At 60.1% G+C, this 21,779-nt stretch carries 18 protein-coding genes; 14 read left to right on the plus strand and 4 right to left on the minus strand.

The window, feature by feature from the left end; genetic code table 11:
• Positions 1 to 190 precede the first annotated feature (190 nt).
• From hemA to kdsA, 6 genes are read left to right on the plus strand one after another with little or no spacing between them, the layout of a single operon-like run.
• Positions 191 to 1,447, plus strand: coding sequence for a glutamyl-tRNA reductase (hemA, locus tag ACK5JN_RS18460; protein ID WP_416871481.1), 1,257 nt, complete (start codon positions 191 to 193; stop codon positions 1,445 to 1,447).
• A gap of 35 nt (positions 1,448 to 1,482) precedes the next feature.
• A complete protein-coding gene (prfA, locus tag ACK5JN_RS18465) occupies positions 1,483 to 2,565 on the plus strand; it encodes a peptide chain release factor 1 (RefSeq protein ID WP_416871482.1) in 1,083 nt (360 codons plus the stop codon).
• Positions 2,565 to 3,416, plus strand: a complete 852-nt coding sequence (gene prmC, locus ACK5JN_RS18470; RefSeq protein WP_416871502.1) for a peptide chain release factor N(5)-glutamine methyltransferase — start codon at positions 2,565 to 2,567, stop codon at positions 3,414 to 3,416. The genes prfA and prmC overlap by 1 nt, the downstream gene beginning before the upstream one ends.
• Complete coding sequence (gene sirB2 / locus ACK5JN_RS18475) at positions 3,413 to 3,805, plus strand: invasion regulator SirB2 (protein ID WP_416871483.1); 393 nt, start codon at positions 3,413 to 3,415, stop codon at positions 3,803 to 3,805. Before prmC ends, sirB2 begins: the two co-directional genes overlap by 4 nt.
• A 3-nt stretch (positions 3,806 to 3,808) precedes the next feature.
• Positions 3,809 to 4,618, plus strand: coding sequence for an invasion regulator SirB1 (gene sirB1 / locus ACK5JN_RS18480; RefSeq protein ID WP_416871484.1), 810 nt, complete (start codon positions 3,809 to 3,811; stop codon positions 4,616 to 4,618).
• A 51-nt stretch (positions 4,619 to 4,669) separates the two neighbouring features.
• The gene (gene kdsA, locus ACK5JN_RS18485; RefSeq protein ID WP_416871485.1) at positions 4,670 to 5,524 is read left to right on the plus strand and encodes a 3-deoxy-8-phosphooctulonate synthase; all 855 of its coding nucleotides are present in this window, start codon (positions 4,670 to 4,672) and stop codon (positions 5,522 to 5,524) included.
• Between the two features lie 141 nt (positions 5,525 to 5,665).
• On the opposite strand, the gene ACK5JN_RS18490 is transcribed toward kdsA, so the two are convergent.
• Positions 5,666 to 5,773 carry a type I toxin-antitoxin system toxin Ldr family protein gene (locus ACK5JN_RS18490; RefSeq protein WP_416871486.1) on the minus strand — a complete coding sequence of 36 codons (108 nt, stop codon included), beginning with the start codon at positions 5,771 to 5,773 and terminating at the stop codon, positions 5,666 to 5,668.
• Between the two features lie 311 nt (positions 5,774 to 6,084).
• Positions 6,085 to 7,185, minus strand: a complete 1,101-nt coding sequence (chaA, locus tag ACK5JN_RS18495) for a sodium-potassium/proton antiporter ChaA (protein WP_416871487.1) — start codon at positions 7,183 to 7,185, stop codon at positions 6,085 to 6,087.
• Positions 7,186 to 7,550: 365 nt separating this feature from the next.
• Between chaA and ACK5JN_RS18500 the strand changes: the two genes are divergently transcribed.
• Complete coding sequence (locus tag ACK5JN_RS18500) at positions 7,551 to 8,231, plus strand: gamma-glutamylcyclotransferase (protein WP_416871488.1); 681 nt, start codon at positions 7,551 to 7,553, stop codon at positions 8,229 to 8,231.
• A gap of 44 nt (positions 8,232 to 8,275) precedes the next feature.
• Here ACK5JN_RS18500 and ACK5JN_RS18505 read toward each other — a convergent pair whose 3' ends face one another.
• Together ACK5JN_RS18505 and ACK5JN_RS18510 are read right to left on the minus strand one after the other, a co-directional pair.
• Complete coding sequence (locus ACK5JN_RS18505) at positions 8,276 to 8,521, minus strand: DUF1883 domain-containing protein (RefSeq protein WP_416871489.1); 246 nt, start codon at positions 8,519 to 8,521, stop codon at positions 8,276 to 8,278.
• Positions 8,522 to 8,767: 246 nt separating this feature from the next.
• Positions 8,768 to 9,121, minus strand: coding sequence for a DsrE/DsrF/TusD sulfur relay family protein (locus ACK5JN_RS18510; protein ID WP_416871490.1), 354 nt, complete (start codon positions 9,119 to 9,121; stop codon positions 8,768 to 8,770).
• A 70-nt stretch (positions 9,122 to 9,191) separates the two neighbouring features.
• Here ACK5JN_RS18510 and nasR point away from each other — a divergent pair, with 70 nt between their 5' ends.
• The 7 genes from nasR to ACK5JN_RS18545 all read left to right on the plus strand — a co-directional run bounded on the left by nasR (position 9,192) and on the right by ACK5JN_RS18545 (position 21,738).
• Positions 9,192 to 10,409, plus strand: a complete 1,218-nt coding sequence (gene nasR / locus ACK5JN_RS18515; protein ID WP_416871491.1) for a nitrate regulatory protein NasR — start codon at positions 9,192 to 9,194, stop codon at positions 10,407 to 10,409.
• Positions 10,410 to 10,619: 210 nt separating this feature from the next.
• A complete protein-coding gene (locus ACK5JN_RS18520) occupies positions 10,620 to 11,876 on the plus strand; it encodes a CmpA/NrtA family ABC transporter substrate-binding protein (RefSeq protein WP_416871492.1) in 1,257 nt (418 codons plus the stop codon).
• A gap of 1 nt (position 11,877) precedes the next feature.
• Entirely contained in the window at positions 11,878 to 12,753 is an 876-nt protein-coding gene (gene ntrB / locus ACK5JN_RS18525) for a nitrate ABC transporter permease (protein ID WP_416871493.1), read from the plus strand.
• Between the two features lie 10 nt (positions 12,754 to 12,763).
• On the plus strand, positions 12,764 to 13,552 hold the full coding sequence (locus ACK5JN_RS18530) for an ABC transporter ATP-binding protein (RefSeq protein ID WP_416871494.1): 789 nt from the start codon (positions 12,764 to 12,766) through the stop codon (positions 13,550 to 13,552).
• 9 nt (positions 13,553 to 13,561) lie between these two features.
• Entirely contained in the window at positions 13,562 to 17,626 is a 4,065-nt protein-coding gene (gene nirB, locus ACK5JN_RS18535) for a nitrite reductase large subunit NirB (protein WP_416871495.1), read from the plus strand.
• The gene (locus tag ACK5JN_RS18540; RefSeq protein ID WP_416871496.1) at positions 17,623 to 20,229 is read left to right on the plus strand and encodes a molybdopterin-dependent oxidoreductase; all 2,607 of its coding nucleotides are present in this window, start codon (positions 17,623 to 17,625) and stop codon (positions 20,227 to 20,229) included. The genes nirB and ACK5JN_RS18540 overlap by 4 nt, the downstream gene beginning before the upstream one ends.
• A gap of 117 nt (positions 20,230 to 20,346) precedes the next feature.
• Positions 20,347 to 21,738 carry a YchO/YchP family invasin gene (locus ACK5JN_RS18545; RefSeq protein ID WP_416871497.1) on the plus strand — a complete coding sequence of 464 codons (1,392 nt, stop codon included), beginning with the start codon at positions 20,347 to 20,349 and terminating at the stop codon, positions 21,736 to 21,738.
• The last annotated feature ends 41 nt before the right edge of the window (positions 21,739 to 21,779 follow it).

The following is a 21,779-nucleotide window of genomic DNA, read 5'->3' on the forward strand; positions in this document are numbered from 1 at the left end:
GTGCGTTGCGATTATAACGCTTAATGCTAGCGTCGCCGATGGGCAGCGTCTACGCTCAAGTTGTCTTAAATCATAAAATTAACCCGTAATACCTATTACTCCAAAAGGGGGCCGTCCCTTTTATTGATCTCGCGCATCCTGTATGATGCGCTCAGACTAACCTTATCAACGCTGGTACTACTCCCGCACAATGACCCTTTTAGCACTTGGCATTAACCACAAGACAGCCCCGGTAGCGCTGCGAGAACGCGTCACGTTTTCGCCAGATACGCTTGACCAGGCGCTGGAGAGCCTGCTGGCTCAGCCAATGGTGCAGGGGGGAGTGGTCCTGTCGACCTGTAACCGCACCGAACTTTATCTCAGCGTCGAAGAGCAGGATAACCTGCACGACGCCATCGTCCGCTGGCTGTGTGAATACCACGGGCTGAATGAAGACGATCTGCGCCAGAGCCTGTACTGGCACCAGGATAACGACGCCGTCAGCCACCTGATGCGCGTCGCCAGCGGCCTGGACTCGCTGGTGCTTGGCGAGCCGCAGATTTTAGGTCAGGTCAAAAAAGCGTTTGCCGATTCCAGCCGCGGCCATCTGCACGCCAGCGAGCTGGAACGTATGTTCCAGAAATCGTTCTCCGTTGCCAAGCGCGTGCGTACCGAAACCGACATCGGCGCCAGCGCTGTGTCGGTGGCGTTTGCCGCCTGTACCCTGGCGCGACAGATTTTCGAATCCCTCTCGACGGTCACCGTGCTGCTGGTTGGCGCGGGGGAAACCATCGAGCTGGTGGCGCGCCATTTGCGCGAACACCACGTGAAAAAAATGGTGATTGCCAACCGCACCCGCGAACGTGCGCAGCTGTTGGCCGATGAAGTGGGCGCAGAAGTCATTGCGCTCAGCGACGTTGACGAGCGCCTGAAAGAGGCCGATATCATTATCAGCTCCACCGCCAGCCCGCTGCCGATTATCGGTAAAGGCATGGTTGAGCGTGCGCTGAAGGCGCGTCGCAACCAGCCGATGCTGCTGGTGGATATTGCCGTACCGCGCGACGTCGAGCCGGAGGTGGGGAAACTCGCCAACGCCTATCTCTACAGCGTGGACGATCTGCAAAACATCATTCAGCATAACCTCGCGCAGCGTAAAGCCGCCGCGGTGCAGGCTGAAACCATCGTCGAGCAGGAAACCAGTGAGTTTATGGCCTGGCTGCGCGCGCAAAGCGCCAGCGAAATCATTCGTGATTATCGCTCCCAGGCGGAAACGGCGCGTGAAGAACTCACCGCTAAAGCGATGGCCGCGCTTGAACAGGGCGGCGATCCGCAGATCATCATGCAGGATCTGGCGCGTAAATTAACCAACCGCCTGATCCACGCGCCAACCAAATCTCTTCAGCAGGCCGCCCGTGACGGGGATGACGAACGCCTGCATATTCTGCGCAACAGCCTCGGGCTGGAGTAGCAAAACTCTATTTATAACAAGGTGCATTTACGCCAATGAAGCCTTCTATTGTTGCTAAACTGGAAGCTCTCTACGAGCGCCATGAAGAAGTTCAGGCGCTGCTTGGAGATGCAGCAACTATCGCCGATCAGGACCGTTTCCGCGCGCTGTCGCGTGAATACGCGCAGCTTGGCGATGTCGCGCGCTGCTATACCGACTGGCGCCAGGTTCAGGAAGATATTGAAACCGCCCAGATGATGCTCGACGACCCGGAAATGCGCGACATGGCGCAGGAAGAGTTGCAGGAAGCCAAAGCGAAAGAAGAAGATCTGGAGCAGCAGCTACAGGTGCTGCTGCTGCCGCGCGACCCGGACGATGAACGTAACGCCTTTATCGAAGTGCGCGCCGGGACCGGCGGCGACGAGGCGGCGCTGTTTGCCGGCGATCTGTTCCGTATGTACAGCCGCTATGCGGAATCGCGCCGCTGGCGCGTGGAAATTATGAACGCCAGCGAAGGCGAACATGGTGGCTTCAAAGAAGTGGTCGCCAAAATCAGCGGCGAGGGCGTCTATGGCCGCCTGAAGTTTGAGTCCGGCGGTCACCGCGTGCAGCGCGTACCGGCCACCGAATCTCAGGGACGTATCCACACCTCCGCCTGTACCGTCGCGGTGCTGCCAGAGGTGCCGGAAGCCGAACTGCCGGACATCAACCCGGCAGACCTGCGTATTGACACCTTCCGCTCCTCCGGCGCGGGCGGTCAGCACGTTAACACCACCGACTCCGCGATCCGTATTACCCACTTGCCCACCGGTATTGTGGTGGAGTGTCAGGACGAACGTTCGCAGCACAAAAACAAAGCCAAGGCGATGTCGGTGCTGGGCTCGCGTATTCGCGCGGCGGAAATTGCCCGCCGTCAGCAGGCGGAAGCCTCCGAGCGTCGTAACCTGCTGGGCAGCGGCGATCGCAGTGACCGCAACCGTACCTATAACTTCCCGCAGGGGCGCGTCACCGACCACCGCATCAACCTGACGCTCTACCGTCTGGACGAAGCGATGGAAGGCAAGCTCGATATGCTGATTGAGCCTATCGTGCAGGAATACCAGGCCGACCAGCTGGCGGCGCTGTCCGAGCAGGAATGATGAGCTGGAAAGAGTGGCTGCAGCAGGCGATCGCGGCGCTTCAGGGGGGCGAAAGTCCTCGTCGCGACGCGGAGATCCTGCTGGGGCATGTGACCGGTAAATCGCGCACCCAGATTCTGGCGTTCGACGAAACCACATTAAGCGCTGCGCAGGTAGAGACGCTGGCGGAACTGCTGGCGCGCCGTCAACGCGGCGAGCCGGTTGCCCACCTGGTGGGCACGCGGGAGTTCTGGTCGCTGCCGCTGTTTGTCTCCCCGGCGACGCTGATCCCGCGCCCGGATACCGAATGTCTGGTGGAGCAGGCGCTGGCCCGTTTGCCGCAAACGCCGTGCCGTATTCTCGATTTGGGCACCGGCACCGGCGCGGTCGCGCTGGCGCTGGCCAGCGAACGCCCGGACTGCCAGCTGACCGCCGTCGACTTTATTGCCGATGCCGTAGCGCTGGCGCAGCGCAACGCCGCTCATCTGGGTATCAACAATATTTCGATTGTGCAGAGCGACTGGTTCAGCGCGCTGGAGGGGCAGCGTTTCGCGATGATCGTCAGCAATCCACCGTATATCGATGAGCAGGACGAACACCTGGCTCAGGGCGACGTGCGTTTTGAACCTAAAACCGCGCTGGTGGCGGCCGATCAGGGGCTCGCCGACCTGGCACACATTATTCGCCAGGGCCGAGCGTGGCTGGAGCCGGGCGGTTTTATGCTGCTGGAACACGGCTGGAAGCAGGGCGCGGCGGTTCGCGAATTGTTTACCGCAGCGGGCTATCAGCAGGCGCAAACCTGTCGCGACTATGGCGACAACGATCGTCTGACGCTTGCGCAATGGCCGGGTGAACCGGAGGCGCAGGCGTGAATTTGTTCCAGTTTGTGCTCTATTTACATATCGCGTCGGCGATTTTTTCCGTCTCATTTTTTGCGCTCCGCTACTGGTGGATGCACCACCGCAGCCCGCTGTTTGACGCGCGTTGGGTGCGTGTACTGCCGCATGGTATCGACACTACGCTGCTGCTGAGCGGCGTGGCGCTAATGGTGATGACGCGCTATTACCCCTTCACCGAAGAAGGGGGATGGCTGACGGAGAAACTGTTTGGCGTTATCATTTACATCTTTTTAGGGTTTGTTGCGCTTGGACGTCGTCGTCCGCGCAGCCAGCAAAGCGGCTTTGTCGCGTTTTTGCTGGCGCTGATGGTGTTGTGCATCATCGTTAAACTCGCCATCACTAAAGTTCCGCTGTTGGGGTAAGGTATGAAGTCACTGGCTGATTTTGAATTTAATAAAGCGCCGCTGTGCGATGGCATGATCCTTATCTCTGAAGTCATTCGCGATGATTTCCCGTCGCAGAAAGTGCGCGAGCAGCTGGATTGTCTGCTGTCGCTGGCGCGGGAAGAGATCAGCCCGTCGTGGACGCTGACGCGTCAGATGGAGCGCCTGATTGAACTGTTTTATCACGAGTGGAATTTTGGTGATTCCTCCGGCGTGTACCGTTTGTCGGACGCGCTATGGCTAGACCAGGTGCTGAAAAATCGTCAGGGCAGCGCGGTGGCGCTGGGGGCGATAGTGCTGTGGCTCGCCGGCCAGCTCGATATTCCGGTGGTGCCGGTGATTTTCCCTACCCAGCTGCTGCTGCGCGCCGATGTCGACAGCGAAGAGCTGTGGCTGATCAACCCGTTTAACGGCGACACCCTCGACGAGCACACGCTCGACGTCTGGCTGAAGGGCAATATCAGCCCGATGGCGGAGCTTTTCAACGAAGATCTTGATGAAGCGGATAACGCCGAAGTGGTGCGTAAACTGCTCGATACCCTGAAATCGGCGCTGATGGAAGAGCGGCAGATGGAGCTGGCGCTGCGTACCAGCGAAGCGCTGCTGCAGTTTAATCCGGAAGACCCGTACGAAATTCGCGATCGTGGGCTGATCTATGCGCAGCTCGAATGTGAGCATATCGCACTGAACGATTTGAACTATTTCGTTGAGCAATGCCCGGAAGATCCGATTAGCGAAATGATTCGCGCGCAGATTAATACCATCTCGCATAAACAAATTACTCTTCACTAAACGGTAATAACCTCGGTTATAATCGCGGAAATACCCTAACAAGGCGATCTTATGAAAGAAAAAGTGGTTAGCATTGGTGATATCAAGGTAGCAAACGACCTGCCGTTTGTTCTGTTCGGCGGCATGAACGTGCTGGAGTCACGCGACCTGGCGATGCGTATTTGCGAACACTACGTGACCGTGACCCAGAAGCTGGGCATCCCTTACGTATTCAAAGCTTCATTTGATAAAGCCAACCGTTCTTCTATCCACTCCTACCGTGGTCCAGGTCTGGAAGAGGGGATGAAGATTTTCCAGGAGCTGAAGCAAACCTTCGGCGTGAAAATCATCACCGACGTTCACGAAGCCAGCCAGGCGCAGCCGGTTGCCGACGTGGTTGACGTAATCCAGCTGCCAGCGTTCCTCGCGCGCCAGACCGATCTGGTCGAAGCGATGGCGAAAACCGGCGCGGTCATTAACGTTAAGAAGCCGCAGTTCGTTAGCCCGGGCCAGATGGGTAATATCGTTGATAAGTTCATCGAAGGCGGCAACGACAAGGTGATCCTGTGCGACCGTGGCTCTAATTTCGGCTACGACAACCTGGTTGTGGATATGCTGGGCTTTGGCGTGATGAAAAAAGCAACGAACAACTCGCCGGTCATCTTCGACGTGACCCACTCTCTGCAGTGCCGCGACCCGTTCGGCGCAGCAAGCGGCGGCCGTCGCGCGCAGGTTGCCGAACTGGCCCGCGCCGGTATGGCTGTGGGTATCGCCGGTCTGTTCATCGAAGCGCATCCGGATCCGGACAACGCTCGCTGTGACGGCCCGTCCGCGCTGCCGCTGGACAAACTCGAACCCTTCCTCAAGCAGATGAAAGCTATCGACGATCTGGTGAAAGGCTTCGACGAGCTGGATACCAGCAAGTAAGTTCAGCCCCTGCATGCAAAAGCCGGCCCGTTTATCGCGGTCCGGCTTTTTTTATCGGCGCAAAAAAGGCCGCAGGCTGTGACCCCTGCGGCCCGTTTCGGGCGCACGTTGCCATTGCGGCAGCCTGACGCCCTCAGCGCGTTACTTCCGGTTACGCCACCAGCTCACAATCGCTGCGGTGATGATTCCCGCAACGACAGGAGCGGCAAGATCGTGCCAGAAAGCGACGCCAAACTGCGCGAGCGTCATATAGCCGCCTCTATTGCAACAACAACGGTTCGCGGCTATTCTTGAAGGGTCAGGTTTCAAGATAGCCCCCCGTTATGTTGTCAGGTTTACGCCTCTCAACGTGCGGGGGTTTTCTCTATCCAGCAACCTATGCCGCCAGGGATCAAGCCCCCGCAACATTGCGCCTCACCGGAGAAGCTCCGGCTTAGCGCAGATTCTACGTGGACATCCTGAGCCATTTCACTTAGTGAACGCGTGCGATGCGTGAGGCATTCCAGCTTTTCTGCGCGCGTTACATTCTATGAGCCGTGTTCTCGCGTCGGCTCGCAATATCAGGCAAATATCGTCATCAGATAAGCGGCAAACAGCGCCAGGTGCGCCGCGCCGTTCAGCACGTTGGTCCGCCCGGTAGAGAACGAGATATGGCACAGAATTAACGATGCGACCATGACGATCATCTCCGGCATGCCCAGACCAAACATCAGATCGTTGCCGGTCATCCAGGCAATCAGCGTCACGACCGGTACGGTCAGTGAGATGGTCGCCAGCACCGAACCAAAGAACAGATTCATCGCGCGCTGGACCTGATTATTCAGCACCGCTTTCAGCGCCCCCAGCCCTTCCGGCGAGAGGATCAGCAGTGCCACCAGGAAGCCGGTAAAGGCCACCGGTGCGTTCGCGGCAGTCAGTAGCGTCTCCAGCGGGTTGGCGTTCATCTTGGTGACCGCAATCACCGCCACCAGATGGATGACCAGCCAGGCCGCGTGCCACAGGCTGCTGTGCGCCGACGGTTTACCGTGGTGCGGGTCGTCATCGTCGCCGTCATCTTCGTGCTCATAGACAAACAGACTCTGGTGGGTTTTGGTTTGAATTAACAGGAATACGCCGTACATGGCGGCGGAGATCAGCGCCACCAGCAGCGATTGACCGATTGTAAAATTAGCGCCCGGCAGCGATGTCGGGAACACCAGCACAATAATAGCCAGCGGAAACAGGGCAATTAAATACTGCTTAATGCCAAACAGATTCATATATTGCGTGGCGAATTTACGCCCGCCGAGCAATAAAGAAAAGCCGACCAGACCGCCGGTGACAATCATAATGATGGAATAGAGCGTATCGCGCATCAGCGTTGGCGCGGCGTCGCCGGTGGCCATCAGGGCGGAAATCAGGCTGACTTCCAGAATCACCACCGACAGGCTTAATATCAGGGAACCATACGGCTCGCCGAGACGGTGGGCTAACACGTCCGCGTGGCGAACCACGCTAAATGCGCTGCTAAGAATACCGACCAGCGCTAACGCGTTGATGGCAATAACCACTGGCAATGACTGACTGCTTCCCCAGAAGAACAGGATTGCCAGTGCCACTACCGGGAAAATGAGCGACGTCTCCTTGTGGCGAGTTTTCACCGCCTCATGTGCGTGAGTCATGTGTTTCTCCATGTATGCAGGTATTTATAATTATAGAAAAAATCAGCTGTGTAAATTAACAAATTTTTCCACACTGGATGTAAACTTTTACTAAAATTTACCCATCCGGCCATTTTTTTCTGAAGATGGCTATAATATAGAGTATTGGCTAAATATATTTTAAATAACAGTATATTAAGATGCTGTTATTCCTATTTTTATCATCGAATAAACGCGCAGGCATAATATGAATGTCGTGGGAGACAAATTGCATCTCAGGGCATAAAGCTGGATAATATTTCGTCAACGACAGCTCCGGAGGTCGCCATTCGTTCCCGTGAGGACGCGTGTGTTGCAGGGAAGAGAAGTGGTGGTGGAGGTTTAACGTGTTAACCCGTGATTTCTTAATGAAGGCGGATTGTACAACGGCGTTTGGCGCCATTGAGGAATCGCTGCTGTGGTCCGCTGAACAGCGCGCGGCATCGCTGGCGGCGACGCTGGCCTGTCGCCCGGACAGCGGTCCGGTGTGGATTTTTGGCTACGGTTCGCTGATGTGGAACCCGGCGCTCAACTACAGCGAGTCGGTCACCGGTACCCTGGTCGGCTGGCACCGTGCATTCTGTTTACGGCTGACGGCCGGGCGCGGTAGCGCCTGCCAGCCGGGCCGTATGCTGGCGCTGAAGGAGGGCGGGCGTACCACCGGGGTGGCCTATCGGCTGCCGGATGATGAAATTGAAAACGAGCTGTCGCTGCTGTGGAAGCGCGAGATGATTACCGGCTGTTACCTGCCAACCTGGTGCAAGCTGAGCCTGGACGACGGCCGTACGGTCAATGCGCTGGTGTTTATTATGGATCCGCGCCATGCGCTGTATGAGTCGGACACCAGCGTGCAGGTGATTGCGCCGCTGATTGCGCAGGCCAGCGGGCCGTTAGGCACTAACGCGCAGTATCTGTTCTCGCTTGAGCAAGAGTTACAAAAGCTCGGCATGCCGGATGATGGCCTGAATGAACTGATTCATCGGGTGCGTCTGCTGGTGGGCGGCGTGAATCCGCCTGGGCTGGCGTAAGCCACAGTAGAAACCCCGGAAGTGCGTGCTTCCGGGGAGAACGATCAGGCCGCGACGAAGCTGATAGAGTGCTCGAGCGACTGGCTGTGGCTATCAATCAGTACGTTCCAGGTGCCGCTGTAGGGCACGGTCAGATACGCTTTTTCTTCGTTTTGTACGCTCAGAATATCGGCGCCGTGATTGCTGGCGCTCTTTTGGGTGCTCATTAAATGAATGTGGCAACGCTCAGAGCAACGCACCACCACCGTATCCCCGCCAAATAACGTCAAACTTGCCTTAACCATCACCAAAATACCCCGCTGCCATGAGTCAATGCGCTCCCTGCGACGAAATCCTGCTTGTGATGTTGTTCACAATTCAATAATCGCAAAACACCAGAGACGCAGTACGTGGATGCTGATATTGATCAAAAATTGCCGTAACGCTGCTACAAAAATGACAATATTCCTGAATCCTTTCAGCGCTCATGACATTCCTGCGCGGAATGTGGCAGAGGTAACACAATATCCTTTAAAAGCGGGATAAAGGCGACGAAATCAGAAGGTCAGCACTTTATCTGCGGCCAGCGTCCACTGCGCCAGCTCAACCAGGGTGCCAATCTCCACGCCGTCGATCAGCGGCAGGGTGGTCACGCCGCGGCCGTCGGTGCAGGTTTTACACAGCTTCACCGGCACGCCCTGGGCGGTGAGGATCTCCAGCATCTGCTGGATGTTGTAGCCTTCAGTCGGCTTTTGCCCTCGCAGGCCAGCGGTAACGGCGTCGGACATTAAAAACAGCTGGAGATGAAGGTCGCCCTGCTGTTCGCGCAGCGCGATGGCAAGGCGCAGGCTGTTAAACAGTGATTCGCTGCCGTAGGCAGCCCCGTTGGCGATAATGACGATACGTTGCATCTGAACTCCTTAATTAAGGCACGGTTATTGCTTCAGGAAGATATAGGTAAATCCTCTACCGGGAGTGCGTATGATAAACCGTGAAGATGATACACCCGGCGCTATCGAGTGGTTTCGTTATGCGCGCCAGGTGCAGAAAGAACAGCTTCAGCAGCTGGCGCAGCAGGGGCAACTGGTCAGCCAGCTTAGCCACGTGGTGCATATGTTACAGTGTGAGCGGGGGGCATCCAACATCTGGTTATGCTCGCAGGGCCGATTATATAGCGCAGAGCGGCGCGCCAGCGCCGCGCTGGTGGATGAACAGGCCCGCACGCTGCTGCTGCATTTATCGCCGCGCGATCTTCCCTCCGCCAGCGGCCTGTGCCAGCGTATTGCCCGCGCGGTGTGGTCGCTTGAACAGCTGCCTGCCCTGCGCGAAAACGTCATCAGTCAGCAGGTGACCGCCGAAACGGCCACCAGCCAGTTCAGCCGCACCATTCGCCATCTGCTTAATATCATTCCTCAGCTCAACGACAGCATTGATGACCCGACGCTGGCCGGGCGGCTGGTGGCGCTTTACAGCTTTATGCAGGGTAAAGAACTGGTGGGGCAAGAGCGTGCGCTGGGTGCGCAGGGGTTTGCGCAGGGGAACTTTAGCCACGAGCTACGCCAGCGGCTGGTCGACCGTATCGACGGCCAGCAGCCCTGCTTTGACGGTTTTTTGTCGCTGGCGACCAGTCCGCTGAAAATGCTGTTCTACACCGAATGCCAGGCGGGCATCGCCATTGAGCAGCTCAGGCGTATCGCCTGTACTCGCCAGCCCGGCGAAGACGGCGGCCAGACGGCGCTGCGCTGGTTCGCGCTACAGACCCAGCGCCTGGAGCAGATGCGCGGGCTGGAAGAGCTGTTGATCGGCGAGCTGATGACCGTGGTGGACGGGCTACTCGCCGATGATGACAGGCCTGACGCGCCCGACCCGCAGCATGACGACCCCGCCAGCGACAGCATGCAGCTACACCTCGACCGGCAGCTTCTGCCGCTGGTGCGCCAGCAGGCGCGCGAGCTGGAGCAGCTTTCCGGCCAGCTGGCGTCGCTGAAGGACACCCTGGAGGAGCGGCGGCTGATTGATAAAGCCAAAAGCGTGCTGATGACCCACCGGCAGATGAACGAGGAGCAGGCCTGGCACTGCCTGCGCAAAATGGCGATGGAGAAGAATCAGCGAATGGTGGAGATCGCCCGCGCGCTGCTGGCGGTGAAAACCCTGTGGCAGCACGATGCGCCGTCGCCGTTGCACAATGAACGGGCATAAATGCTTTCCGTCGGTGCAAAAAAGGTGATGCGGTTGGCATTTTTCCGCGCTGACGCGGCGATCGCGACCTGGCATTCAAATTGCATTAGTTAACCCCAGAGAACACAGAGTGGGTGGCGGGCCAACGGCGGTTCGTGCACCACGAGGATAAAGGCGTCCTGCAATGCGTAAGCATTGCCGGGCGCTTTTTTTTTGCATTCAGGAGCGAGTATGGGCGAGACGTTTTCACTTTCACGGCGGCGGTTTCTTCAGGCCGGTGCGGTGCTGGGCGGTACGATGCTGCTGCCGGGGATCATGTCATCGGCGTGGGCGGCCGGATCCGACACGCCGGAGCAGCAGACGGTCAAGGTGGGTTTTATCCCGCTGACCGACTGCGCCCCGCTGGCGATCGCGTCGCTAAAAGGCTTCGATAAAAAATACGGCATTACCCTGGTGCCCAGCAAAGAGGCGAGCTGGGCGGCGGTGCGCGACAAGCTGGTGAACGGCGAGCTGGATGCGGCGCATGTGCTGTACGGCCTGCTGTATGGCCTGGAATTGGGCGTCGCCGGTAAACCGCAGGCGATGGCGAACCTGATGACCCTGAACCGCAACGGGCAGGGGATCACGCTGTCAGCCGATCTTCAGGCGCAGGGCGTTACCGATTTGGCCGCGCTGAAAAAACACGTCGGCAATAGCGCGCCGGGCAGCTACACCTTCGCCCACACCTTTCCCACCGGCACTCACGCCATGTGGCTCTATTACTGGCTCGCCAGCGGCGGTATTCATCCCTTTGACGATGTGCGCACCGTGGTGGTGCCGCCGCCACAGATGGTCATGAACATGCGGATTGGCAATATGGTCGGCTTTTGCGTCGGTGAGCCGTGGAACGCGCGGGCCATCAACGACCGCATCGGCTTTACCGCCGCCACCAGCCAGGATATCTGGCCGGAGCATCCGGAAAAGGTATTGGGAACGCGCCGTGAATGGGTAGAGCAGCATCCGAATACCAGCCGGGCGCTGGTGGCGGCGCTGCTGGATGCCGCGCGTTGGATTGACGCTTCCGACGATAACAAACGGGAAACCGCGAAGATCCTCGCCCAGCGCGGCTGGCTGAATACCAAAGAACAATACCTTACCGGCCGTATGCTCGGCGCTTACGACAACGGCCTCGGTCGCCGCTGGCAGGACGCGCATCCGATTCGCTTCTTCGACCAGGGGGAAGTCAGCTTCCCGTGGCTGTCCGACGGCATGTGGTTCCTGACCCAGTTCCGCCGCTGGGGCCTGCTGAAGAGCGACCCGGATTATCTGGCCATCGCCCAGCGCATTAACCGCATTGACGTCTGGAAAGAGGCCGCGCAGGCGGTGGGCGGCATGACCGCGCCCACGCAAACCCTGCGCAGCAGCACCTTGATTGACGGATCGGTCTGGACCGGGGCTGACCCTGCCGGATACGCCCGCAGTTTCGCTATTCAACACCTGGGAGCATGAGATGAACACGAAACCCAAAACCGTTAACGCGCCTGCGCCCGCAGGTGAAGTCATCACCCTACCGCCGGTGCAGGTCCGTCGTCAGGCGCCCGCCGTTGGTCGCGCGATGCGTCATCTTGCCGAACGGGCCATTCCGGCGCTGCTGGGCTTAGGCCTGCTGGTGCTGGTGTGGCAGCTGGCGGCAATCAACAGCAAAGGCTTTCCGACGCCGCTCAGCACGCTGGACTCGGCGCTGACGCTGTTCGCCGACCCGTTCTACAACAACGGCCCTAACGACGTTGGCGTGGGCTGGAACGTGCTGGCATCGCTGCAGCGCGTGGCGGTGGGCTTTGGCCTGGCGGCGCTGGCGGGGATCCCGCTGGGCTTTCTGATTGGCCGCTTCACCTTTTTCTCGCGCATGTTTACGCCGCTAATCGCGCTGCTGCGCCCGGTCAGCCCGCTGGCGTGGCTGCCGATTGGTCTGCTGCTGTTTCAGAAGGCGGAGCCCGCGTCCAGCTGGACCATTTTTATCTGCTCGATCTGGCCGATGGTGATCAACACCGCCGAAGGGGTGCGACGGATCCCGCAGGACTACCTCAACGTGGCGCGCGTATTGCAGCTCTCCGAGTGGACGGTGATGCGCAAAATCCTTTTCCCGGCGGTGCTGCCGTCGGTCCTCACGGGGGTGCGGTTGTCGATTGGCATCGCGTGGCTGGTGATCGTCGCGGCGGAGATGCTGACCGGCGGCCTGGGGATTGGCTTCTGGATCTGGAACGAGTGGAACAACCTCAACGTGGAAAACATCCTCATCGCCATCGTCATTATCGGCGTGGTGGGGCTTCTTCTGGAGCAGGGGCTGATGCTCATTGCGCGTCGTTTTAGCTGGCAAGAAAAGTAAGGAGAACACCATGAAACCATTAATTCAGGTCCAGGCCGTGAGCCAGCGTTTCCATACCGCCAGCGGCGAGTTTCTGGCCTTGCAGAACGTCTCGTTTGATATTCACGAAGGGGAGACGGTGAGCCTGATTGGCCACTCCGGCTGCGGTAAGTCGACGCTGCTCAACCTGATCGCTGGCATTACGTTACCGACCGAAGGCGGACTTATCTGTGACAACCGGGAGATTGCCGGGCCGGGGCCGGAGCGCGCGGTGGTGTTTCAGAACCACTCGCTGCTGCCGTGGCTGACCTGCTTCGATAACGTTGCGCTGGCGGTAGACCACGTCTTTCGTCGCAGCATGAGTAAAGCCGAGCGTCAGGAGTGGATTGAGCACAACCTCGATCGCGTGCAGATGGGCCACGCGATGCATAAGCGTCCCGGTGAAATCTCCGGCGGCATGAAGCAGCGTGTTGGCATTGCCCGCGCGCTGGCGATGAAGCCGAAAGTGCTGTTGTTGGATGAGCCGTTCGGCGCGCTGGATGCGCTGACCCGCGCGCATTTGCAGGATTCGGTGATGCAGATCCAGCAGGCGCTGAACACCACCATCGTGCTGATCACCCACGACGTAGACGAAGCGGTGCTGCTCTCGGACCGGGTGCTGATGATGACCAACGGCCCGGCGGCCACCGTCGGTGAAATTCTCGACGTTAACCTGCCGCACCCGCGTAACCGGGTGCAGCTGGCGGAGGATAGCCGCTATCACCATCTGCGCCAGCAGATCCTGCATTTCCTCTACGAAAAACAGCCGAAAGCGGCGTAAGGCGGATCTATGCGGAAACTGGTGATGATCGGCAACGGCATGGCGGCAACCCGGCTGGCGGAAAAGCTGGTCTCTATGGCGCCGCACAGATTTGCGATAACGATTGTTGGCGATGAACCGCACCCGGCCTATAACCGCATTCAGCTGTCGCCGGTGCTGGGCGGTGAAAAATCATTTAACCAGACGCGGCTTCAGCCCGAAGGCTGGTATGCCGAGCATGGGATTACGCTGTGCTGCGGCGAGACGGCGCTGGCGGTGAATGTTGAGACGCGGCAGGTGATCACCGACACGCGCACGCTGGCGTGGGATGAACTGGTCTTCGCCTGTGGCTCATCGCCGTTCCTGCCGCCGCTGCCGGGTATTGATTTGCCGCATGTTTTTGCCTTTCGCACCCAGGCAGACGTCGAGGCCATTCTGGCCGCGCCGGGGGAGGCGGTGGTGATTGGCGGCGGCGTGCTGGGCGTGGAAGCGGCGGCGGCGCTCCGACAAAGAGGTGACAACGTCACGTTAGTGCATCGCAGCGACCGCTTGATGGAGCAACAGCTCGACCCGCCGGCGGCTGCGCTGTTAACGCAGCGCCTGATGGAACGCGGCATTGCCTGTGAGTTGAACGCCGGCATCGCCAGGATTGACCCGCAGGCGGTGGTACTCAACGACGGCCGACGCATCGCTGCTCGCCGGGTGGTGATGGCGACCGGCGTACGGCCAAATATCGCGCTGGCGCAGCGCGCCGGGCTGGCCTGCCAGCGCGGCATCGTGGTGGACCGGCAGTTGGCAACGGCGATTCCGGGCGTCAGCGCCATTGGTGAATGCTGCGAAGTGGACGGGCAAACCTTTGGCCTGGTCGCCCCCTGTATGCAGCAGGCTGAGGTGCTGGCGGCGCGGCTGTGCGGCCAGCCGATGACCGATTTTCACTGGCAGGACGCCGGCACGCGCCTCAAGGTCACCGGTATTGACCTGTTCAGCGCCGGAAAGGTCCACGCCGAGGAGGGCGACGAGCAGTGGACTTCATTCGACCCTCAAACCGGCCACTACCGCCGCCTGCTGGTACGCGACGGCCAGCTCACTGGCGTACTGCTCTTCGGGGACTGCGCCAGCGCCGCCGCCTTTAGCGATTTATTGCACTCCACGCAGCCTGCGCAAGCGGGTTGGATCTTCGACCCCTTCACGACGCAGCCGTCGGCTGCAGGAACGCAAACAATGACCAAATCAACATTAGCAGTGGTGGGCCACGGCATGGTCGGCCACCATTTTCTTGAGCAGTGCGTCAGCCGTAATTTGCATCAGCAGTATCAGATTGTGGTGTTTGGCGAAGAGCGCTACGCCGCCTACGACCGCGTGCACCTGTCAGAGTACTTTGCCGGGCGCAGCGCCGAGTCGCTGTCGCTGGTGGACGGCGATTTCTTTGCCGAGCATGGTATCGAGCTGCGTCTGTCGCAGCAGATCGCGGCGATTGATACCGAGGCGCACCTGATTCGCGATGCCGACGGCCACGAGCTGCATTGGGATAAACTGGTGCTGGCGACCGGCTCGTACCCGTTTGTGCCGCCGATTCCCGGCAACGCGCTGCCCGGTTGCTTTGTTTACCGCACGCTGGACGATCTCGACGCCATTGCCGCCCGCGCGAAAACCGCCGCCCGCGGCGTGGTTATCGGCGGCGGTCTGCTCGGGCTGGAAGCGGCGAATGCGCTGCGTCAGCTGGGGCTGGAGACCCACGTCGTGGAATTTGCGCCCAACCTGATGGCGGTACAGCTTGATAACGGCGGTGCGGCGATGCTGCGCGAGAAAATTACCGCGCTGGGGGTGAGTGTCCACACCAGTAAAGCCACCACCGCTATCGTCGAATCGGAGCACGGCCTGACGCTGAACTTTGCCGACGGCGATAGCCTGACCACCGACATGGTGGTGTTTTCGGCGGGGATCCGCCCGCAGGACAGCCTGGCGCGCAGCGGCGGGCTGCGCCTCGGCGAGCGCGGCGGGATTGTGATTAACAACCAGTGCCGCACCTCCAGCGACGATATCTACGCCATTGGTGAATGCGCGCTGTGGGACAATAAAATCTATGGTCTGGTCGCGCCGGGCTACCAGATGGCCCGCGTGACGGCCGCCGCGCTCGCCGGTGAGGCGAGTGAATTTACCGGCGCGGACATGAGTACCAAACTCAAGCTGCTGGGCGTCGACGTGGCCTCGTTTGGCGACGCGCAGGGCCGCACCCCAGGTAGCCAGAGCTATCAGTGGATCCACGGCCCGGAGCAGATCTACAAAAAGATTGTTGTCAGCGGCGATGGAAAAACGCTGCTTGGCGGCGTGCTGGTCGGCGACGCCAGCGATTACGCCACGCTGTTGCAAATGATGCTGAACGCCATGCCGCTGCCTTCGCGCACGGAATCGCTGATCCTGCCCGCGCTGGAAGGCAGCGCGCCAAAAGCGCTGGGCGTGGCGGCATTACCTGATAGCGCGCAAATCTGCTCGTGCCATAACGTCAGCAAAGGCGACATCTGCCAGGCGGTCAGCAACGGCGCGACCCACATCGGCGCGATCAAAAGCTGCACCAAAGCGGCCACCGGCTGCGGCGGCTGTAGCGCGCTGGTTAAACAGGTGATGGAGTACCAGCTGGCGCAGCAGGGCGTCGAAGTGAAGAAGGATATCTGCGAACACTTTGCCTATTCGCGCCAGGAGATTTATCACCTTGTGCGGGTTAACCGCATTCATACCTTCGAACAGCTGATTGCCCGCTACGGCCACGGCGACGGCTGTGAAATCTGCAAACCGCTGGTGGGGTCGGTGCTGGCGTCATGCTGGAATGACTATCTGCTGAAACCGGCGCATCTGCCGCTACAGGACACCAACGATCGCTACTTCGCCAATATTCAGAAGGACGGCAGCTACTCTGTCGTACCGCGGATGCCCGCCGGTGAAGTAACCCCGGACGGGCTGATTGCCATCGGCCAGATTGCCAAACGCTACGCGCTGTACAGCAAAATTACCGGCGGCCAGCGGATTGACCTGTTCGGCGCGCGGCTGGAACAGCTGCCGGAAATCTGGCGTGAGCTGCGCGATGCCGGTTTTGAGACCGGCCACGCCTACGGCAAATCGCTCCGGACGGTGAAATCCTGCGTTGGCTCAACCTGGTGCCGCTACGGCGTGCAGGACTCTACCGCTCTGGCGGTGACGCTGGAACACCGCTACAAAGGGCTGCGCGCGCCGCACAAAATCAAAATGGCGGTCTCCGGCTGCACCCGGGAATGCGCCGAAGCGCAGGGGAAAGATGTGGGTGTGATTGCCACCGACAAGGGCTGGAATCTGTATCTGTGCGGTAACGGCGGGATGAAGCCGCGCCATGCGGATCTGTTCGCCAGCGACCTCGATGACGCCACGCTGCTGCGGACCATCGACCGCTTCCTGATGTTTTATATCCGCACCGCCGATCGTTTACAGCGGACCAGCACCTGGATGGATAATCTGGAAGGCGGGATCGACTATTTACGCCGCGTGATTCTCGAGGATTCGCTGGGGATTGGCGAGGAGCTGGAGCAGGAGATGGCACGGGTGATCGACAGCTACCAGTGCGAGTGGCAAACCACCCTCAGCGATCCGCAGCGTCTGGCGCTGTTCCGCTCCTTCGTTAACAGCGATACGCCGGACGAAGCGGTGCAGCGTCAGGCGGTGCGCGGCCAGCCGCAGCTGGCGGTGGTGGCCGAGTTGCCATCGCTGCCGGGCAGCCGCAAACCGTGGCAGGCCATTTGCTCGCTGGAGGATATTCCGCCGCAGGCCGGAATCGGCGCGCGGCTGGGGGATATGCAGATTGCGCTGTTCCGCCTCAACGACAAGGTTTACGCGCTGGATAACCAGGAGCCAGGCAGCCAGGCCAACGTGCTGTCGCGTGGGCTGCTGGGCGACGCGAGCGGCGAGCCGATCGTTATCTCGCCGCTGTATAAACAGCGTATTCGCCTGCGCGACGGGCGGCAGTGCGAGAGCGGCGAGCAGGTGGTGCGCGCCTGGCCGGTGAAAATCGAGGACGGCACGGTGTGGGTGGGTAATCAGGCGCTGGTGATGCGCGCGGAGGCCTCATGACGGAAACCAAAACCACCTGTCCGTATTGCGGCGTAGGCTGCGGCGTGCTGGCGCGGGTCGAGAACGGTATGGTCAGCGTGCAGGGCGATGAGCATCATCCGGCGAACTTTGGCCGACTGTGCGTAAAAGGCGCGTCGCTGGCCGAAACCATCGGGCTGGAAGGGCGCTTATTGTCTCCGCAGCTGGATGGCGAGCGGGTTAGCTGGCCGCAGGCGCTGGCGGCGGCGGGCGAACGTCTGCAAGCAATCATTGACCGCTATGGCCCGCAGGCGGTGGCCTTTTATGCCTCCGGGCAGCTGCTCACCGAAGACTATTATGCCGCCAATAAGCTGATGAAAGGGTTTATCGGTGCGGGCAATATCGATACCAACTCCCGGCTGTGTATGTCCTCGGCGGTGACGGGCTATAAACGCGCTTTTGGCGCCGACGTGGTGCCGTGCAGCTATGAGGACGTTGAGCGCAGCGATCTGGTGATTCTGGTGGGATCAAACGCCGCCTGGGCGCATCCGGTGCTGTATCAACGGCTGGTGCAGGCCAAACAGAATCGCCCGCAGATGAAGGTGGTGGTGATCGACCCCCGACGCACCGCGACCTGCGATATTGCCGACCATCATCTGGCGATTGCCCCGGGTACCGACGGCGGGCTGTTTGTCGGCCTGTTACAGGCGCTGGCCCAGGCCGGTGCCGTCGATGACCGCTATGCCGATGCGCCGGCCGCGCTGGCCGCCGCCGAGGGCTGGACGGTCGAGAAAGTGGCCGAGTTTTGTGGGCTGTCACAGGAGGAGGTGCAGGCATTTTATCAGGCGTTTATTGCCGCGCCGCGCGCTATCACGCTCTACACCATGGGGATTAACCAGTCATCGAGCGGCAGCGATAAGTGTAACGCCATCATTAACGTCCATCTGGCCAGCGGTAAATTCGCCCGCGAGGGCTGCGGGCCGTTTTCGCTGACCGGACAGCCAAATGCGATGGGCGGGCGCGAGGTCGGCGGCCTGGCGACCATGCTGGCGGCGCAGATGAACTTCGAACCGGCAGATCTGGCCCGCGTCGCGCGCTTCTGGGGGACTGAGCGTCTGGCGCAGACGCCGGGGCTGATGGCGGTGGATCTGTTTACCGCCATCGCGCGCGGCGAAGTAAAGGCGGTGTGGATTATGGGCACCAACCCGGCGGTGTCGCTGCCGGATAGCCACGCGGTTAGCCAGGCGCTGGCGGCCTGCCCGCTGGTGATGGTTTCTGACGTCGCCGCCGATACCGACACGTCGCGGTATGCCGATATTCGCTTTCCGGCGCTGGCCTGGGGGGAGAAAAACGGTACCGTCACCAATTCCGAACGGCGTATTTCCCGCCAGCGGGCTTTCTTGCCCGCGCCGGGAGAAGCCCGCGCCGACTGGTGGATTATCGCCCAGGTGGCGGGGCAGCTGGGTTTCGCCGAGGCGTTCAGCTGGCAGCATCCGCATGAGGTGTTCAGTGAACATGCGGCGCTCTCCGGCTTTGAAAATGATGGCGAGCGGGCTTTTGATATCAGCGGCTTAGCGGAATTGACCCGAGCACAGTGGGATCAACTGGCCCCCGTACGCTGGCCGGTGACGCGACGCGGTAACGGGCTGGATCTGTTGCGTGGCTGGCGGGCCGACGGCCAGCTACGCATGGTGCCGGTGACGCCCAGCGGGATGCAGGCGCGCCGCCAGCCGCTGTATCCGCTGATCCTTAACAGCGGACGGGTTCGCGACCAGTGGCACACCATGACCCGCACCGGCAGCGTGCCACGCCTGATGCAGCACATTGCGCAGCCCATTGTTGAAGTGGCGCCGCAGGACGCCACCCATTTTGCGCTACAGGACGGCGGGCTGGCACGCGTTAGCTCACCGCGCGGCGTGATGGTTGCGCGGGTGGTCGTCTCTGAAGCACAGCGTCCGGGCTCGCTGTTTACCCCGATGCACTGGAATGACTGCTTTGCTCGCCAGGGGAAGGTCAACAGTCTGGTTGCGCCGGTAGTCGACCCGTACTCCGGGCAGCCAGAGAGTAAACAAACGGCGGTGCGAATTGCGCCGTGGCGGCCGCAGTGGCAGGGCGAACTGTTCTCGCGTGCGCCGCTCACGCTGCCGCGGCATCTGCACTGGTGGCGAAAAGCCGCGCCGGGGCTACATCATCTGACGCTGTGCGGCGATCGCGCCATTCAGGCGGAACTGCTGGCGGTGTGCCAGCAGCAGGGCTGGCAGATTCAGGTGGCCAGCCTCGGCGAGACCTGGCATCTGCTGGCGTGGCAGGAGGGACGATTGATGCTCGGCTTCTGGAGTAGCCGAACGCTGCCGGAGATTGACGCTGCGCTGATCTTACGCGCCTTTGCCGAAGCGCCGCAGACCCTCGCGGAACGCCATGCACTGCTGTGCGGGCGCGATTTGGCACGCCCGGCGATGGGGAAAATTGTGTGTAGCTGTTTCAGCGTTGGCGAAAAAATCATCACTGAAGCCATTGAAAAACAAGGCTGTTTAACGGTCGACGAGCTGGGCAATCGCCTGAAATGCGGGACGAACTGCGGTTCCTGCATCCCTGAGCTGAAAGCGTTGCTGGCCTGCGCGGCACATAAAACGGTGGTTTTGTAGCCTTTCAGTCTATTCCTGGAATGGGGCGCGAAGGCTGAAGGATGGGGGTAAAGGGGGTAAACTAAAGACTTTGGGGTGGGTGACTTCCGACCTCAGTTTGTCGCTGGCTATGAGGTTGTGCTTTTGTCTTTGCGTTTTTATTCGTCATTTCTCGTCCTGCTGGTACTGACCAGCGGCAGCGCGCGGGCGCGGCAGAACTTTGTTGAAGAGGCGAAACACCCTTTCGATAATCTGCCGGATCTCGGTATCGCGCCGGAAAGTCACGATGGCGAAAAGCAGTTTGCCGAAATGGTGAAGTCTTTTGGTGAAGCGAGCATGACCGATAACGGCCTGGATACCGGTGAGCAGGCGCGGCTTTTCGCGCTGACGCAGGTGCAGGAAAAGCTGAACAGTGAGCTCAATCAACAGCTGGACAGCTGGCTGTCGCCGTGGGGAAACACCGATTTTCAGATGCTGGTGGATAAAGAGGGCAAGCTGACCGGTAGCCACGGCAGCTGGTTTGTACCGCTGCAGGACAATACGCGTTATCTCACCTGGACCCAGGTTGGGCTTAGCCAGCAGGATGAAGGCACGGTGGGTAACCTGGGCGTGGGCCAGCGCTGGGTCGCCGGGCGCTGGCTGTTGGGCTATAACACCTTTTACGATAGCCTGCTGGGTGATGACCTCAACCGAGGCGGCGTTGGCGCGGAGGCATGGGGGGAAAACCTGCGTTTCTCGGCCAACTACTACCATCCGCTTCACGCCTGGGAAAACAGCGGCACCACGCTGCAACAGCGTATGGCGCGCGGCTACGACGTGACCGCGCAGGCCTGGATCCCCGCCTGGAATCACATTAATACCAGCCTGAGCGTAGAACAGTACTTTGGCGAGAGCGTCGATCTGTTCCGCAGCGGCACCGGCTACCATAACCCGGTCGCGGTTTCGCTCGGCCTCAACTATACCCCCATTCCGCTTCTCACCTTTAGCGCCCAGCACAAGCAGGGCGAGAGCGGGGTGAACCAGAACAACCTCGGCATGAAGGTTAACTTCCGCTTCGGCGTGCCGCTGAAGAAGCAGCTGGCGGCGGATGAAGTGGCGCAAACCCGTACTCTGCGCGGTAGCCGTTACGACGCGCCGGAACGTAACAGTTTGCCGGTGATGGAGTATCGCCAGCGTAAGAGCCTGACGGTGTATCTGGCGACGCCGCCGTGGAACCTGACTAGCAACGAAACGGTAGAACTGAAAATGCAGGTGCGCGACCAGTACGGCGTGAAATCGCTGACCTGGCAGGGGGATACGACCGCGCTCAGCCTGACGCCGCCGCCGTCCAATAGCAGTACGGAAGGGTGGAGCATCATTATGCCGACGTGGGATCCTACGCCTGGAGCCAGCAATACCTGGCATCTGTCAGTGGTGGTGGAAGATAAAAAAGGGCAGCGCGTCACCTCCAATGAGATCACGCTGGCGTTGACCGAACCGGTCGTCAGCTTTACGCCGATGGAAAACGGCTGGTCGAGCATGACGCCTTAATTGTGCGTGACAGGGGCTGCCACGACAATTAAGAGGCGGGC

Source organism: Kluyvera sp. (assembly GCF_047971185.1).
Lineage (GTDB): Bacteria > Pseudomonadota > Gammaproteobacteria > Enterobacterales > Enterobacteriaceae > Kluyvera.

Coding starts and splice junctions, on each gene's coding strand:
- hemA (WP_416871481.1), top strand. CDS start 191: ATGACCCTTTTAGCACTTGGCATTAACCACAAGACAGCCCCGGTAGCG.
- prfA (WP_416871482.1), top strand. CDS start 1,483: ATGAAGCCTTCTATTGTTGCTAAACTGGAAGCTCTCTACGAGCGCCAT.
- prmC (WP_416871502.1), top strand. CDS start 2,565: ATGAGCTGGAAAGAGTGGCTGCAGCAGGCGATCGCGGCGCTTCAGGGG.
- sirB1 (WP_416871484.1), top strand. CDS start 3,809: ATGAAGTCACTGGCTGATTTTGAATTTAATAAAGCGCCGCTGTGCGAT.
- kdsA (WP_416871485.1), top strand. CDS start 4,670: ATGAAAGAAAAAGTGGTTAGCATTGGTGATATCAAGGTAGCAAACGAC.
- ACK5JN_RS18490 (WP_416871486.1), bottom strand. CDS start 5,773: ATGACGCTCGCGCAGTTTGGCGTCGCTTTCTGGCACGATCTTGCCGCT.
- chaA (WP_416871487.1), bottom strand. CDS start 7,185: ATGACTCACGCACATGAGGCGGTGAAAACTCGCCACAAGGAGACGTCG.
- ACK5JN_RS18510 (WP_416871490.1), bottom strand. CDS start 9,121: ATGCAACGTATCGTCATTATCGCCAACGGGGCTGCCTACGGCAGCGAA.
- nasR (WP_416871491.1), top strand. CDS start 9,192: ATGATAAACCGTGAAGATGATACACCCGGCGCTATCGAGTGGTTTCGT.
- ACK5JN_RS18520 (WP_416871492.1), top strand. CDS start 10,620: ATGGGCGAGACGTTTTCACTTTCACGGCGGCGGTTTCTTCAGGCCGGT.
- ntrB (WP_416871493.1), top strand. CDS start 11,878: ATGAACACGAAACCCAAAACCGTTAACGCGCCTGCGCCCGCAGGTGAA.
- ACK5JN_RS18530 (WP_416871494.1), top strand. CDS start 12,764: ATGAAACCATTAATTCAGGTCCAGGCCGTGAGCCAGCGTTTCCATACC.
- nirB (WP_416871495.1), top strand. CDS start 13,562: ATGCGGAAACTGGTGATGATCGGCAACGGCATGGCGGCAACCCGGCTG.
- ACK5JN_RS18540 (WP_416871496.1), top strand. CDS start 17,623: ATGACGGAAACCAAAACCACCTGTCCGTATTGCGGCGTAGGCTGCGGC.